The organism is Rathayibacter sp. VKM Ac-2754 (genome assembly GCF_009807095.1).
GTDB lineage: Bacteria > Actinomycetota > Actinomycetes > Actinomycetales > Microbacteriaceae > Rathayibacter.
This window is the reverse complement of record NZ_WUCC01000001.1, coordinates 649,246-663,945: the sequence shown is the minus strand read 5'-3', so window position 1 is coordinate 663,945 and position 14,700 is coordinate 649,246. Positions and strand designations below refer to the sequence as shown.

Here is a 14,700-nt window from a genome sequence, read left to right as displayed (position 1 = left end):
CCCGCGTCCGTCCCCGCCGCCGCCGCGCTCCCCGTGATCGCGAAGCCGCCGATCCGCAAGCTCGCCAAGGACCTCGACGTGAACCTCCTCGAGGTGCAGGCGACCGGCCTCGCCGGCGAGGTCACCCGCGACGACGTCATCCGGCACGCCTCGCAGGCCAGCGTCTTCCGCAACATCCAGACCCCGGAGTGGGGAGACTCGCGCGAGGAGCGCATCCCCGTCCGCGGCGTCCGCAAGGCCATCGCCGCGGCGATGTCGCACAGCGCGTTCACGGCCCCCCACGTCAGCGTCTTCGTCGACGTCGACGCGACCCGCACGATGGAGTTCGTCAAGCGCCTGAAGAACTCGCCCGACTTCGCCGGCGTCAAGGTGTCGCCGCTGCTGATCATGGCGAAGGCGATCATCTGGGCGGTGCGGAGGAACCCCACCGTCAACTCCGCGTGGACCGATTCCGAGATCATCGTCCGCCACTACGTGAACCTCGGGATCGCCGCCGCCACCCCGCGCGGCCTCATCGTGCCGAACGTCAAGGACGCCCAGTCGATGAGCCTCCTCGAGCTCGCCGGCGCCCTCGAGCAGCTCACGCTCGCCGCCCGTGACGGCAAGACCCAGCCCGCCGACATGCAGAACGGCACCATCACGATCTCGAACATCGGCGTCTTCGGCATGGACACCGGCACCCCGATCCTCAACCCCGGCGAGGTCGCGATCATCGCCCTCGGCACGATCAAGCAGAAGCCGTGGGTCGTCGACGGCGAGGTCCGCCCCCGCTTCGTCACCACCGTCGGCGGATCCTTCGACCACCGCGTCGTCGACGGCGACGTCGTCAGCCGCTTCGTCGCCGACGTCGCCAGCGTGCTGGAGGAGCCGGCGCTGCTGCTCGATTGAGCGCATTCCTCCTGCGTCGTCATCCGCTCCGCGGTCGGCTCTCGCAGGTGGGTGCGTATCGCAGAGCGGGTCGCGTACCGGTACGACGAATCGCTGGGACGCGATTCGCCGGTGACCTCGGCCGCGCTCGATCGAGCGGATTCCTCCTGCGTCGTCATCCGCTCCGCGGTCGGCTCTTCGGGGTGATTGCGTTCGGCAGAGCGGGTCGCGTCCCGGTACGACGAATCGCTGACACGCGATTCGCCGGTGACCTCGGCCTTGGGCGGTAGGCGCGGAGTCGGGGTGAGGCAGGCAGTCGCTGCGAGCGGGGTGCTCGGCCCCAGCATGCTGGTCGAGTAGCCCCGCAGGGGCGTATCGAGACCCGCCAGCTTCAGAAGATCAGGCTGCTGACCAGGCCTTCTGACGCTGGTGGATCTCGATACGCCCGCTTCGCGGGCTACTCGAACAGCAGGGAGGCAGGCAGGAAGGCGGGCCGGCTCATCGCGCGACGCGCGGGCAGTCAGGCGAGCGGTGGATCCGGCCGACGGTCAGTGTGCGCCGGGGCCGAACGAGTGCAGGGTGAGGTCTGTGCTCAGCAGCTCGCTCGCGAGGGCGCCGCGGACGCTCGTGCCCTGGGCGTCGAGCGGCGGGCTGATCACGGCCGCGCCGAGGCGGCCGGGGGCCGAGAGGACGACGGCTCCCGAGACGCTCGATTTCGCGGGGACGCCGACGGCGCGCATCCACCGGCCGGAGCCGTCGTAGACCCCGCAGGTCGCCATCACCGAGACGACGTCACGGGCGACTCCCGCGGGCACCACGCGCTCGCCCGTCAGCGGGTTCACGCCGCCGAGAGCGAGCGTCGCTCCCATCACCGCGAGCGCCTCCGCGTCGACCAGCACCGCGCACGCTCGGGCGTAGGCGGCGACCGCGTCGTCCGCGCCGAGGTGCAGGGTCCCCTCCGCCCGCATGAGGTGAGCCAGGGCGTGGTTGCGGTCGCCGAGCAGGTGCTCGTTGCAGGCGACGCTCTCGTCGACCTCGAGCGGCCGGCCGGCGAAAGCCGACAGTCCGTCGAGGATGCGGGCGCTGCGGCCGCGCTCGTCGCCTCCGTCGACCAGGGAGGCCGTCAGCAGGGCGCCCGCGTTGACCATCGGGTTCGGCGGGCGGCCGGTTCCGGTCTCGAGCTTCAGGGCGTCGAACGCCTCACCGGTCGGCTCGATGCCGACGCGGTCGAGCGCCTCGCCGTCGGTGTCGAGCAGGGCCAGGGCGAAGAGGAACGGCTTGACGGCCGACTGGATGCTGAAGGCGACGTCGGACCGAGCGGTCGTGCGCACCGTGCCGTCGGGGAGGGCCAGGGCGAGGGCGCAGAGATCCGGGTCGGCGGCGGCGAGCTCGGGGATGCTGTCGTCGACGACGCCACCGCTCTCCTCGAGCACCCGGCTCCGCAGCTCGTCGAGGTCGTAGGCGAGTGGGTCGGGGAGTGCGCTCATCACTCCACTCTGACAGGGGCGGCTGGGTACGGTTCAGCCGATGATCCGGCGCACCGCCTCCTCGACGACGGCGTCGTCGGCCGGCTGGTCGTCGAGCGCGCGGTGGATCGTCAGCCCCTCGGTCAGCGCGTCGATCATCCTCGCCGTCAGCGGATCGAAGTGCTGCTCGAGAGCGGCGCGGGAGCGCGCCATCCAGGTGTGTGTGATGACCCGGTACTCCGGCCGCCGTGCGGCGAGCGTGTAGAGCTCGTGGGTGAGCACGAGCTCGCGCCGGCTGCCGAAGATGTCGTGCACGACGACGTCGATCACGGCCTGGCGCGCCTCGGCGGGGGTGCCCGCGGCGTCCATCCGGCGTTTCGTCTGCGCAGCGACCGTGTCGGCGAAGCGCGTGAACGCCTCGTGCAGCAGATCGTCCATGCCGGCGAAGTGGTAGCTCATCGACCCGAGCGGCACGTCGGCCGCGGCGGCGACGCGACGGTGCGAGGTCCCGGCGACACCCTCCTCCGCGATCACGTCGAGGCAGGCGTCGATGATCCGGTCGCGCCGGTGCGGGTCGGTGCGCCGCGGTGCCCGGTCTGCGCTCACTCGGCGATGCTCCGCAGGACGCGGGCGGGGTTGCCCACGGCGACGACTCCGGCGGGGATGTCGCGCGTGACGACCGACCCCGCTCCGATGACGCTGTCGTCGCCGATGCTGACTCCGGGGCAGACGATGACCCCGCCGCCCAGCCAGACGTTGTCGCCGATCGTGATCGGCAGCGCCGCCTCGAGCTTGTCGCGGCGCGGGCCGGGTGCGACCGGGTGCGTCGGGGTCAGCAGCTGCACGTTCGGGCCGATCTGGCAGTCCTCGCCGATCGTGATCGCTGCGACGTCGAGGGCGGTGAGGTGGTAGTTGACGAAGGTGCGCGCGCCGATCGTGATGTTCTCGCCGTAGTCGACGAACAGCGGAGGCTTCACGAACGCGCCGTCGCCCAGCGACCCGATCAGCTCGTCGAGCAGCGGGCGGGCCGCGGCCTCGTCGTCGACGGCCGCGCGGTGGTAGGCATCGGCGAGCCGGACGGCGCGCTGGGCGAGGCGGGCGCTCTCGGGATCGTCGGCGATGTAGAGGTCACCGGCGAGCATGCGCTCGCGGTTGGTGCGGTCGTCTCCGGCGAAGTAGTCCATGCGCACGATCGTACACATCGCGTGTACGTTCGTACACATGACTGACCTCACGCCTCCGTCCCGCGAGGCCCGCCGCGCCCGCGGCGCCGTGGCCGCGCTGTTCCTCACGAACGGCGCGCTGTTCGCCAACCTCATCCCGCGCTTCCCCGAGATCAAAGCCGACCTCGGGCTCGACAACGCGGCGTACGGAGTCGCGATCGCGGCGTTCCCGGCCGGTGCGATCCTCGCGGGGCTCGCTGCCGCATCGCTGATCCGGCGGTTCGGGAGTGGGCGCACCACGGTCGCGGGCACGATCCTCACAGCGGCCGGGACCGTCGTCGCCGGGTTCTCGCCCACGCTCCTCGCCTTCGCGGCGGCCCTCCTCGTCGCCGGTGCCACCGACGCGATCGCCGATGTGGCGCAGAACACGCACGGGCTGCGGGTGCAGCGGCGCTTCGGCCGCTCGATCATCAACTCCTTCCACGCGATCTGGTCGATCGGCGCGGTGCTCGGCGGCTCGATGGCGGCGGGCGCCATCGCGCTGGGCGTCCCCCGCTCGACCCACCTCCTGATCTCGGGGGCGCTCTTCTCGGTGGTGTCGCTCGTGGCGCTGCGCTTCTGCCTCCCCGGGAAGGACGACGAGTCCGAGCCCGGCGCGGCGCCGGCCGTTCGCGGACGCGTCACGGCGCGGGTCGGCTTCGTGCTCGCGGCGCTCGTCGCCGTCGCCATCGCGGGCACGCTCGTCGAGGACGCGGCCTCGACCTGGGCGGCCGTCTACCTGAACGGCGACCTCGGCGCCACGGCGGCGGTCGCAGCCTACGGATTCGTCGCTCTCGTCGGTGCCCAGTTCGTCGGCCGGATCTTCGGCGACCGGCTGGTCGACCGCTTCGGGCAGCGCACGGTCGTGCGGGTCGGCGGCGCGATCACGGCGGTCGGGATGGGCGCGGCGCTGCTGTTCCCGTCCGTTCCCGGCACGATCCTCGGATTCGCAGCGGCCGGGTTCGGGCTCGCGACCACGGTGCCCGCCGCGATGCACGAGGCCGACGAGATCCCGGGACTGCGCGCGGGGACCGGGGTGACCCTGGTCTCGTGGCTGATGCGGCTCGGCTTCCTGCTGTCGCCTCCGATCGTGGGCCTGGTGGCCGACGGAGCGGGACTGCGGGTGGGGCTGCTGGTGGTGCCGATCGCGGGAGTCGTGGCCGTCGTGCTCGCGGGAGTGCTCAGTGCCCGTCGCCACGAGGGGAGCGCCTCGTGATCGCCGCGGTGCTCTGGGACATGGACGGGACGATCGTCGACTCGGAGCCCGCGTGGGTGCGGGCGCAGGGCCTGCTCGCAGCGCGGTTCGGCTGCACCTGGACGCCGGCCGATGCGCTCGCGCTGATCGGCAGCACGATGGAGCAGACCGTCAGCGCGCTGCAGGCGGCGGGCGTCGAGCTCGATGACGACGCGCTGACCGCGGTGCTCGAGGACGATGTCCTCGCAGACATGCGCAGCGGCCTCGTCTGGCGGCCGGGTGCGCGCGAGCTGATGCGCGAGGTCGACCGCGCGGGCATCCGTCAGGCGATCGTCACGACGTCGTCACGCCCGGTCGCGCAGGTCGTCGTCGAGGCGCTCGCCCCGGACGTGGTCCTCGCGACGGTCGTCACCGGGGACGATGTGACGCGGGGCAAACCCGACCCGGAGCCGTACCTCCTGGCGGCTGCGCGGCTCGGGGTCGACATCGCGCAGTGCGTGGCGATCGAGGACTCGCCGACGGGACTGGCCGCGGCCGTCGCCTCCGGAGCCGTCGCGATCGGGGTGCCGCACGACGCGCAGCTCGAGGAGGGCGGCGACCGGGCGATATGGCCGACTCTGGCGGGGCGCGGTATCGGAGATCTGCAGGAACTGGTGGCGTCGCGTCGCTGACGGCCGCGCAAGTAAGGCTGGATCCCTCGAATCGCCCGCGATCGGGAGGAATCGGCCACTCGGCCTTACTCATGAGGGAGGTGCCGGGCGCACGTCCTTCTCCGACGGAACTTCGGCTCGCAGAATCACGTTCGGCTCGCAGGAATCGAGGATTCTCACGAGCCGAACGTGATTCGACGAGCCGGAGGTGCGGCTAGGCCGTCAGCGCGACCGCCGTCCACGACACCGGGGGCAGGGCCAGCGTCAGCACGCCGTCGGTCAGCTCCGCGGAGGCGGGGCGCAGGCCGACGCGCTCCTGGTCGTCCTTCGTGTTCTTCGCGTAGGGGTCCTCGTCGAAGAGGGCCACCGCCTCCGCGACCGTCGAGACGCCGAGGCCGCTCACGTCGACCGAGACCTCGAGCGCCTCCGTGGTCGAGCGGTTGACCAGGAACACGGCGGCGCGGTCGTCGTCGAGCGTCGCGACGGCGTCGACCAGCGGCGCTTCGCCGTGCCGGGCGGTCGGGTAGGTGCCGACCTCGATGCGGGGCTCGAGCACGGCTCCGGAGGCGAGGCGCGCGGTCGTCGAGAACGGGAAGAACGTGGTCTGGCGCCACGCGGCGCCTCCGGGCTCGGTCATGATCGGCGCGATCACGTTGACGAGCTGCGCGAGCGATGCCGAGGTGACGCGGTCGGAGTTCTTCAGCAGGGTGATCATCAGGCTGCCCACGACGACCGCGTCCGCGACCGAGTAGACGTCCTCGAGCAGGCGCGGTGCGTACTCCCACTCGCGTGCGGTCTGGTCGCCCTCGGCGTCGGCCGTCTCCTTGGCCTGCCACTCCTCGAGGTACCAGACGTTCCACTCGTCGAACGAGAGCTTGATGTCCTTCGTCTTGCGCAGCTTGTGCTTCACGTGGTCGACGGTCGCGGCGACCGTGGTGATGAAGTACTCCATCTCGAGCGAGGAGGCGAGGAACGAGCCGAGGTCTCCGCCGTACTCCTGGTAGTAGGCGTGGCACGAGACGTACTCGACGTCGTCGTAGGTGTGCTCGAGGACGACGCGCTCCCACTCGCCGAAGGTCGGCATGCTCGACCCGGACGAGCCGCAGACGACCAGCTCGAGCGACGGATCGGCGATCTTCAGGGCCTTGGCCGTGCGGGAGGCGAGCTTGCCGTAGTCGTCGGCGTTCATGTGGCCGACCTGCCAGGGGCCGTCCATCTCGTTGCCGAGGCACCACATGCGGATGTCGTGCGGCTCCGCCGTGCCGTTGGCGATGCGCTGGTCCGCGAGGGCGGTGCCGGCGGACCCGTTCGCGTACTCGAGGACGTCGAGCGCCTCCATCACCCCGCGGGTGCCGAGGTTGACGGCGTACATGATCTCGCTGCCGGTCAGCTTCGCCCACTTGGCGAAGTCGTCGAGGCCGACCTCGTTGGTCTCGAGCGAGTGCCAGGCCAGGTCGCGGCGGCGGGGGCGCTCGGCGCGCGGGCCGACCCCGTCCTCCCAGCGGTAGCCCGAGACGAAGTTGCCGCCGGGGTAGCGGATCGTCGTCGAGCCGAGCTCCTTGACGAGGTCGACGACGTCGAGGCGGAAGCCGTCCTCGTTCGCGGTCGGGTGCCCGGGCTCGTAGATGCCGTCGTAGACGCAGCGGCCGAGGTGCTCGACGAACGAGCCGAAGAGGCGCGGGTTCACGGGAGCGACCACCGCGGCCGGGTCGAGGGTGATGCGCGCCGAGGCGGCGGCGCGGGGGGCGTCGGTCATGGGGAGCCTTCCGGAGCGTCTCTACAACGATGGAGACAACGTTGTAGAAACGATGATGGGGAGTCGCCCGGGGCGGTGTCAAGAGCGCCGAGGTGCTGTACTGGACGGCGTGGGATCGATCGACGCGTGCGCACTCCTCGCCGACCGGGTCGACGCGATCGCGTCGCGCGAGGCGCGGCCCCGGGCCTTCCTCCACGCGGTCGCGCTCGAGATCGCGGGCATCAGGGGCGGGCTGCTCGGCCCCGTCGACCTGGCCACCGGCGGTCGCAACCGGATCCGCGGCCGCGGGTTCGCCCCCGCCTACGACGACGACACCCGCGGCCAGGCGAGGCACTTCGCCGGAGTCGCCGGCGCGACGCTCTTCCTCGGCGGCGGGCTCGCGCACGTGTTCCTCCGCACGCTCGGCGGCGATCGCCCGGGCAGCGCCGACGACCGGCTGACGCGCCGCGCGATCGAGTGGAGCCGCCTCGTGCGCCGCGGCGAACTGCCGGTCGCGGACGCCGGCGACTGGATCCGCCGCGAGATCTGCGCCTGCGACTGACGTGCCGCCGGTCGACTCTTCGCCCTGGCCTCCGTGTCGCGACCGTCCTCCGGGGTCGGCGTCCCTCACGCTGGGGCGGACGAGAGGGGGCGCGATGGACGCGCGCGAGCACGAGGTCCGCCGGCGGATGGACCACCACGAGCTGTACACCGACTCCGGCGAGGGTCTCGAGGCGCTCGAGGAGGAGCGGCTCCGCGGCAAGGAGCTGGCCCACGCGTACAACGCGACCGGCCCCCGCGACGCCGAGGAGCGCCGGCGCCTGCTGCACGAGCTGTTCGAGGCGGTCGGCGAGGGCGCCTGGATCGAGCCTCCGCTGCACGTCGCCTACGGCAACCGCGTGCGCCTGGGCGATCACGTCTACGTGAACTTCGGCCTCACCCTGGTCGACGACGTCGAGGTCGTGATCGGCGATCGCGTGATGATCGCCCCGAACGTCACGATCAGCACGACGGGCCACCCCGTGCACCCGGAGCTCCGCGCGGACGGCACCCAGTTCTCGGCCCCGGTGATGATCGAGGACGACGTGTGGATCGGCGCGGGCGCGATCCTCCTGCCGGGCGTCGTGATCGGCGCGGGATCGGTCGTTGCCGCGGGGGCGGTCGTGACGGCGAGCGTGCCTCCGATGGTCGTCGTCGGCGGAGTGCCCGCGCGCGTGCTGCGCCCGATCGGCGAGGCGGACCGAGGCGCGTGGGAGTACCGGGTGCCGCGGACGCTCGCCTGAGCGGCGGTCAGCTCGAGGCCGTCGACTCGCGCTCCTGCACGGTGAACGCGGCCTCGTGCCGTCGGGGCGGAGCCGTCGCCGTGCCGTCGATGCGCGCCTGCAGCACGTCGACGGCGGTCTGCGCGATCTCGTCGCGACCGGGGGCGATGCTCGAGAGGCTGGGCACCGAGTAGGCCGACTCGTCGATGTCGTCGAAGCCCATCACGGCCACGTCGGCGGGCACGCGGAGGCCGGCGTCCTGCAGGGCGCGGATCGCGCCGAGGGCGAGTGTGTCGTTGAAGGCGAAGACGGCGTCGAACGCGACTCCGGAGGCGATGATCCGGCGCATCGCCGCCGCTCCGTTCGCGCGGTGCCACGGTCCGGAGGCGCCCACCAGCCGCTCGTCGAAGCCCACGCCGGCCGCCTCCAGGGCCTCGCGGTAGCCCTGCGTGCGCAGCGGGGCGGAGCCGACCTGCTCGCCCTCGTGAGCCCCCAGGGCGAGGATCCGCCGGCGCCCGGAGGCGAGGAGGTGCGCCGTCGCGGCGCGGGCCGCGGCCACGTTCTGCATCGTGACGTGATCGACGCGGTCGGTGAAGATGCGCTCGCCGAGCAGCACGAGCGGATAGTCGACGGCCAGCTCCGGCTCGTCGGCGCTGCCGAGGCCGAGCGGGCTGAAGAGCAGCCCGTCCGTCAGCTGACGGCGGGCGCTCGTGAGGACGCTGCGCTCGCGCGCGGGGTCGCCCTCGGTCTGCTCGATCAGGACGGTGAGCCCGCGCCGGTCGGCGGCGCGCATCACGCTGTCGGCCAGCTCGGCGAAGTAGGGGAGGCTCAGCTCGGGCAGGGCGAGCCCGATCACTCCTGTGCGCCCCCGACGGAGGCTGCGCGCCGAGAGATTGGGGCGGTAGCCCAGCTCGGCGATCGCCGCCTCGACGCGCGCCCGCGTCTCGGGGCGGATGTGCGGGTAGTCGTTGATGACGTTGGAGACCGTCTTGATCGACACCTCCGCCATGCGGGCGACGTCGCGCAGGGTGACCGCCACGTTCCTCCTCGGCCGGCTCGGATCGCCCCAACCTACAACGTTGTATCGCAGACAGCACATACCGTCACGACCGGGCGCTGCTCGCGATTTTGACAATCGTTATCAATAGCCGCTACCGTGTGGGCACCCCGACCGTCCGGCCTCGGACCTAGATTGGCTCCCCACCGTGAAGACCCGCACCCTCCCGCTCGCCGCCCTGCTCGGCGCCTCCGTCCTCGCCCTGACCGCGTGCTCCGGCACCGGTGCCGCGTCCGACGCCGCGACCGACGGGCTCGTGCAGATCGTCGCCTCGACCGACGTCTACGGCGACCTCGCCGCGAGCGTCGGCGGCGACCTCGTCGAGGTCACCAGCATCATCGACAGCCCCGACAAGGATCCGCACGAGTACGAGGCCACTGCGCGCGACCAGCTCGCGCTCTCCGGCGCCGCGCTCGTGATCGAGAACGGCGGCGGCTACGACCCGTTCATCGAGACCATGCTCGACGCCTCCTCCTCCGACGCGCCCGTGATCACCGCCACCGTCTCGGCCGGCCTCGAGGACGAGCACGACCACGAGCACGAGGGCGAGGAGGCCGATGCCGCCGACGACGGCCACGAGCACGCCGCGTTCAACGAGCACGTCTGGTACGACCTCGACGCGGTCCGCGACGTCGTCACCGTGATCGGCGACCAGCTCTCGAGCATCGACCCCGGCAACACCTCGACCTACACCGCGAATGTCGCGACCCTGAACGAGCAGATCGACGCCCTCGTCGAGCGGGAGGCGTCGCTGAAGGGCGCTCTCGGCGGCCGCTCGATCGCGATCACGGAGCCCGTCCCGCTCTACATGACCGACGCGCTGGGTCTCGTGAACGCGACTCCGGAGGCGTTCAGCGAGGCGGTCGAGGAGGGCACCGACGTGCCCGCGACCACGCTCCAGGACACCCTCGCCCTCTTCCCGGGCAGGGCCGTCGACGCCCTGGTCTACAACGAGCAGACCGAGAGCGCCCAGACCGACGCGCTGCTCGACGCCGCCGAGGCGGCCGGCGTCCCGGCCGTCGGCGTCACCGAGACGCTGCCCGACGACGCCGGCGGGTACGTCGGCTGGATGACCGCGAACCTCGACGCCATCGAGGGAGCCGTCTCGTCGTGACACAGGACGACCCGACCTCGGGGCCCGTCTCCTCGGAGGCGGGCCCTTCGGTGCTGCAGCTGCGCGGCGCCGGGCTCCGCTTCGGCGACCGCGAGCTGTGGAGCGGCGTCGACCTCGACGTGCAGGCGGGCGAGTTCGTCGCGGTGCTCGGGGCGAACGGCTCGGGCAAGACGAGCCTCCTGAAGGCGGTCCTCGGTCAGCAGGCCCTGAGCGAGGGTGAGCTGCGCGTCCTCGGTGCGCCCGTGCACCGCGGCAACCGCCGCATCGGATACATCCCCCAGCAGAAGCTCGCCGACGACGGCACGCCCCTGCGGGCCCGCGACCTCATCGGCCTCGGGATCGACGGCCACCGCTTCGGCCTGCCACTGCCCTCGCGCTTGCGGCGCGCCCGGGTCGACGCGCTGCTCGAGGCGGTCGGCGCGACCGGCTTCGGCGACGCCCCCATCGGCAGCCTGTCCGGAGGCGAGCAGCAGCGCGTCCGCGTCGGCCAGGCCCTCGCGGGCGATCCCGCGCTCCTGCTCTGCGACGAGCCGCTGATCGCGCTCGACCTCGCGCACCAGCGCGCGGTGAGCGAGCTGATCGACCGGCACCGCCGCGAGCGCGAGCTCGGCGTCCTCTTCGTCACGCACGACGTGAATCCGGTGCTCGGGATGGTCGACCGCGTGCTGTACCTCGCCGGCGGCAGGTTCCGCGTCGGGACCCCCGACGAAGTGCTGCGGTCGGAGGTGCTCAGCGAGCTCTACGACGCGCCCGTCGACGTCATCCGCGCCCGCGGCCGCGTGATCGTGGTCGGCGCCCCCGACCACAGCCACGCCCACGAGCACGAGCACGAGCAGAGGGAGGAGCGCGCATGACCGACGACGTCTGGTCGCAGATCTTCGACTTCTCGGACTACGGCGCGCTGCTCGCGCTGCTGATGAACTCGGTGATCGCCGGGGCCGTCCTCGGTGTCGTCGGCGGGCTCATCGGCGTCTTCGTGATGTCGCGCGACATGGCCTTCGCGGTGCACGGGATCAGCGAGCTGTCGTTCGCGGGTGCCTCCGCGGGGCTCCTGCTCGGCGTCGGAGTCGTGCAGGGCTCGATCATCGGCTCGCTCGTGGCGGCCCTGCTGATCGGGCTGCTCGGCGCGCGGGCGCGCGACCGCAATTCGATCATCGCCGTGCTGATGCCTTTCGGCCTGGGCCTCGGCATCCTCTGCCTCGCGCTCTACCCGGGCCGCAGCGCCAACAAGTTCGGCCTGCTGACCGGGCAGATCGTCGCCGTCGACGACCCGCAGCTCGGCTGGCTGATCGCGATCTCGATCGTGGTCGTCATCGGGCTCGCGCTGATCTGGCGCCCGCTGACCTTCGCGAGCGTCGACGCCGACGTCGCCGCGGCGCGCGGGATCCCGACGCGCGCGCTGTCGATCGCCTTCATGCTGCTGCTGGGCCTCGCGGTCGCCGTCTCGGTGCAGATCGTCGGCTCGCTGCTCGTGCTCGCGATCCTGGTCACTCCTGCCGCCGCGGCGCTGCGCCTCTCGGCGTCGCCGGTCGTGGTGCCGCTGCTCAGCGTCCTCTTCGCCGTCGGCGCGCTCGTCGGCGGCATCCTGCTGGCGCTCGGCGGCTCCGTGCCGATCAGCCCCTACGTGACGACGATCTCGTTCACGATCTACGTGGTCTGCCGGATCGTCGGACGCAAGGGCGTCCGACGATCCGCGCGTCTCAGGGTCGGCGCGTAGCGTGGGGCGGGTGGAGAAGAAGGACGGAACGCCGGTGGTCAAGCGCAACACGTGGCAGCGCGAGGCCGTGCGCGAGGCGCTGACCGGGCGCGACGACTTCGTGAGCGCGCAGGGGCTGCACAGCGCGCTGCACGCCTCCGGATCGCCGATCGGGCTCGCCACGGTCTACCGGGCGCTGTCGGACCTGGCCGGCGAGGGCGAGGCCGACTCGCTGCAGTCGCCCGAGGGCGAGAGCCTCTACCGGGCCTGCACGCCGGGCACGCACCACCACCACCTGATCTGCCGGCGCTGCGGGCTGACGGTCGAGATCGCGGCCGACGAGGTCGAGACGTGGGCCCGCTCCGTCGCGGCGCAGCACGGCTTCACCGAGGCGCACCACGTCGTCGACGTGTTCGGCTTGTGCGCCGACTGCACGCGCGCCCTGGCCTGACCGCCCTCTAGCCGACCGTCACGATCGGCGGGACGGAGCGGCGCGCCTGGCGGAGCCAGACGAAGAAGCCGGTCAGCGTGAACGCGCCGTAGAACACGTACATCAGCCCGGAGGCGTAGTAGCCGGCCGAGAACAGCAGCGGCACGCCGACCAGGTCGACCGCGACCCAGATCAGCCAGAACTCGACCCAGCCCTTCGCCATCCCGTAGGTGGCGAGCAGCGAGCCGACGAAGATCCACGCGTCGCTCCACACCGGCTCGTACGAGCCGAGGGCGCGGAACACCGGAGTGAGCACTGCCGTGCCGCCGATCATGCCCAGCACGAGCAGGCCCCGCGTGCGCCAGGAGGCCCACCGCGGCTCGATCGCGGCCGTCGCCGCCTCGGGTCGGTGGGTCCAGCGGTACCAGCCGTAGACGCTGACGATGATGAACATCACCTGCCGCCCGGCCTGGCCGAGCAGGTTCACGGGGTTCGGAGTGTCGAACAGTGCGCCCATGAACACGGTGAAGAGCAGCACGTTGCCGATCAGCCCGACCGGCCACGCCCAGACCTTCCGGCGCATACCGCCGAGCGCGCTGAGCAGGCCGAAGACGTTGCCGATCACCTCGCGCCAGAGGATCGTCTGGTCGCCGATGACGAGCTGCGCGTCGAACAGCCAGCGCACGATGTCCATGTGATCCCTTCGGGACGGTGTCGGTTGCCCCAACGATGGCGGAGTGCCGGGCATTCCGTGATCAGGCGCGGCCCTTGTTCACTTTTAGCGCGGAAAGGCAAACAAGGACTACCGTTGTTCACATGTCCGCCTGGCCCGCTCTCGACCACGAGTCGGTGCCGTGGACCTCGCAGCTCCGGCGCGACGATCTGACGCGACGGCAGTGGGACGCCAGCCGAGGCCCGTACACCGCCTCGATCCCGCCGCGGATCGCGGACGTGCCGGTGCAGATCAGCCCTGCCGTCGCGGCGGAGGCGGCCGACGCCTCCGCGCTGCTGACCCGCTTCGACGCAGAGCTCGGCGCGTCCGTCCTGCCGTTCGCCTCGATACTCCTGCGCAGCGAGTCGGCGTCCTCCTCGCAGATCGAGAACCTGACGAGCGGCGCACGGGCGATCGCCGAGACCGAGCTCGGTGAACGCGACACCGGCAACGCCGCCCTGATCGTCCGCAACGTGCGGGCGATGACGGCGGCGCTCGCGCTCACCGACGGCATCGACTCCGACGGCATCATCGCGATGCACGCGGCGCTGCTCTCGGGTCACGCCCCCGAGCTGACCGGCGCCTACCGCTCCCAGCAGGTGTGGATCGGCGGATCGAGCGTGAGCCCGCACCAGGCGGGTTTCGTCCCGCCGATCCCCGAGCGTGTCCCGGCGGCCATGGACGACCTGATCGAGTTCATCGCACGATCCGATGTGCCCGCGCTCGCTCACTCCGCGATCGCGCACGCGCAGTTCGAGACGATCCATCCGTTCCCCGACGGCAACGGACGCACCGGTCGAGCGCTCGTCCAGGCGATGCTCCGGACAGCCCGGCTCACGCGAACCGTCACCGTGCCGGTGTCGGCCGGGCTGCTCCATGACGTCGACGCCTACTACGCGGCGCTCGGTCGGTATCGAGAGGGCGACGTCGACGCGATGGTGCTGGCGTTCAGCGATGCCTCGGTCTTCGCGGTCCGCAGCGGACGGGAGCTCGCCGAGGACATCGAGGGGATCCGAGGCACCTGGCGGGACGCGCTCGCGGGGCTCCGGTCGGATCACTCGGCCAGGCGCGTCGCCGATCTCGCGCTCGAGCAGCCCGTCCTCTCGGGTCCCGTGGTCGGCTCGCGACTGGGCATCTCTGCTCCGGCTGCGTACCGAGCGCTGGATGCGCTCGTCGAGTGCGGGGTCCTGCGTCCGGCCGACTCGCACCGGCGCAATCGCATCTGGATCGCCGACCGGATGATCGCGGCGCTCGACGCCTTCGCCGAGCGGGCTGCGCGCAGGCGCATCGCCGGCGGAGAGCCGCGCCCGTAGG

General features: G+C 72.0%; 16 protein-coding genes. 10 read left to right on the top strand and 6 right to left on the bottom strand.

Annotated features, from left to right (window positions below; all coding sequences use genetic code 11):
* Positions 1-888 (top strand): dihydrolipoamide acetyltransferase family protein (locus tag GRS92_RS03350; RefSeq protein WP_204162349.1); only part of this gene is annotated, 888 nt, incomplete at its 5' end.
* Positions 889-1,415: 527 nt separating this feature from the next.
* On the opposite strand, the gene glsA is transcribed toward GRS92_RS03350, so the two are convergent.
* Genes glsA through GRS92_RS03335 form a run of 3 tightly spaced genes read right to left on the bottom strand, consistent with a single transcriptional unit; the run spans position 1,416 to position 3,523 of the window.
* The gene (gene glsA / locus GRS92_RS03345) at positions 1,416-2,354 is read right to left on the bottom strand and encodes a glutaminase A (RefSeq protein ID WP_159853203.1); all 939 of its coding nucleotides are present in this window, start codon (positions 2,352-2,354) and stop codon (positions 1,416-1,418) included.
* A 33-nt stretch (positions 2,355-2,387) separates the two neighbouring features.
* Complete coding sequence (locus GRS92_RS03340; protein ID WP_159853201.1) at positions 2,388-2,939, bottom strand: TetR/AcrR family transcriptional regulator; 552 nt, start codon at positions 2,937-2,939, stop codon at positions 2,388-2,390.
* Positions 2,936-3,523, bottom strand: coding sequence for a sugar O-acetyltransferase (locus GRS92_RS03335; protein WP_159853315.1), 588 nt, complete (start codon positions 3,521-3,523; stop codon positions 2,936-2,938). The genes GRS92_RS03340 and GRS92_RS03335 overlap by 4 nt, the downstream gene beginning before the upstream one ends.
* A gap of 31 nt (positions 3,524-3,554) precedes the next feature.
* Between GRS92_RS03335 and GRS92_RS03330 the strand changes: the two genes are divergently transcribed.
* Complete coding sequence (locus tag GRS92_RS03330) at positions 3,555-4,751, top strand: MFS transporter (RefSeq protein WP_159853199.1); 1,197 nt, start codon at positions 3,555-3,557, stop codon at positions 4,749-4,751.
* A complete protein-coding gene (locus GRS92_RS03325; protein WP_235021787.1) occupies positions 4,748-5,401 on the top strand; it encodes an HAD family hydrolase in 654 nt (217 codons plus the stop codon). The genes GRS92_RS03330 and GRS92_RS03325 overlap by 4 nt, the downstream gene beginning before the upstream one ends.
* Positions 5,402-5,594: 193 nt before the next feature.
* Here GRS92_RS03325 and arfA read toward each other — a convergent pair whose 3' ends face one another.
* Complete coding sequence (arfA, locus tag GRS92_RS03320) at positions 5,595-7,136, bottom strand: arabinosylfuranosidase ArfA (RefSeq protein ID WP_159853197.1); 1,542 nt, start codon at positions 7,134-7,136, stop codon at positions 5,595-5,597.
* A gap of 109 nt (positions 7,137-7,245) precedes the next feature.
* Between arfA and GRS92_RS03315 the strand changes: the two genes are divergently transcribed.
* Both GRS92_RS03315 and GRS92_RS03310 read left to right on the top strand, forming a co-directional pair.
* Positions 7,246-7,677, top strand: coding sequence for a hypothetical protein (locus GRS92_RS03315; protein WP_159853195.1), 432 nt, complete (start codon positions 7,246-7,248; stop codon positions 7,675-7,677).
* A 94-nt stretch (positions 7,678-7,771) separates the two neighbouring features.
* Positions 7,772-8,398 carry a sugar O-acetyltransferase gene (locus GRS92_RS03310; RefSeq protein ID WP_159853193.1) on the top strand — a complete coding sequence of 209 codons (627 nt, stop codon included), beginning with the start codon at positions 7,772-7,774 and terminating at the stop codon, positions 8,396-8,398.
* Between the two features lie 7 nt (positions 8,399-8,405).
* Here the strand turns inward: GRS92_RS03310 and GRS92_RS03305 are convergent, their stop codons facing one another.
* Complete coding sequence (locus GRS92_RS03305; protein ID WP_159853191.1) at positions 8,406-9,416, bottom strand: LacI family DNA-binding transcriptional regulator; 1,011 nt, start codon at positions 9,414-9,416, stop codon at positions 8,406-8,408.
* Positions 9,417-9,582: 166 nt separating this feature from the next.
* Here GRS92_RS03305 and GRS92_RS03300 point away from each other — a divergent pair, with 166 nt between their 5' ends.
* From GRS92_RS03300 to GRS92_RS03285, 4 genes are read left to right on the top strand one after another with little or no spacing between them, the layout of a single operon-like run.
* Positions 9,583-10,548, top strand: a complete 966-nt coding sequence (locus tag GRS92_RS03300) for a metal ABC transporter substrate-binding protein (RefSeq protein WP_159853189.1) — start codon at positions 9,583-9,585, stop codon at positions 10,546-10,548.
* Positions 10,545-11,402 carry a metal ABC transporter ATP-binding protein gene (locus GRS92_RS03295; protein ID WP_204162348.1) on the top strand — a complete coding sequence of 286 codons (858 nt, stop codon included), beginning with the start codon at positions 10,545-10,547 and terminating at the stop codon, positions 11,400-11,402. The genes GRS92_RS03300 and GRS92_RS03295 overlap by 4 nt, the downstream gene beginning before the upstream one ends.
* On the top strand, positions 11,399-12,265 hold the full coding sequence (locus tag GRS92_RS03290) for a metal ABC transporter permease (RefSeq protein ID WP_159853187.1): 867 nt from the start codon (positions 11,399-11,401) through the stop codon (positions 12,263-12,265). The genes GRS92_RS03295 and GRS92_RS03290 overlap by 4 nt, the downstream gene beginning before the upstream one ends.
* 34 nt (positions 12,266-12,299) lie before the next feature.
* Positions 12,300-12,695, top strand: coding sequence for a Fur family transcriptional regulator (locus GRS92_RS03285; RefSeq protein WP_159853309.1), 396 nt, complete (start codon positions 12,300-12,302; stop codon positions 12,693-12,695).
* A gap of 7 nt (positions 12,696-12,702) precedes the next feature.
* On the opposite strand, the gene pnuC is transcribed toward GRS92_RS03285, so the two are convergent.
* A complete protein-coding gene (gene pnuC / locus GRS92_RS03280; RefSeq protein ID WP_159853185.1) occupies positions 12,703-13,368 on the bottom strand; it encodes a nicotinamide riboside transporter PnuC in 666 nt (221 codons plus the stop codon).
* A gap of 122 nt (positions 13,369-13,490) precedes the next feature.
* Between pnuC and GRS92_RS03275 the strand changes: the two genes are divergently transcribed.
* A complete protein-coding gene (locus GRS92_RS03275) occupies positions 13,491-14,699 on the top strand; it encodes a Fic family protein (protein WP_159853183.1) in 1,209 nt (402 codons plus the stop codon).
* The last annotated feature ends 1 nt before the right edge of the window (position 14,700 follow it).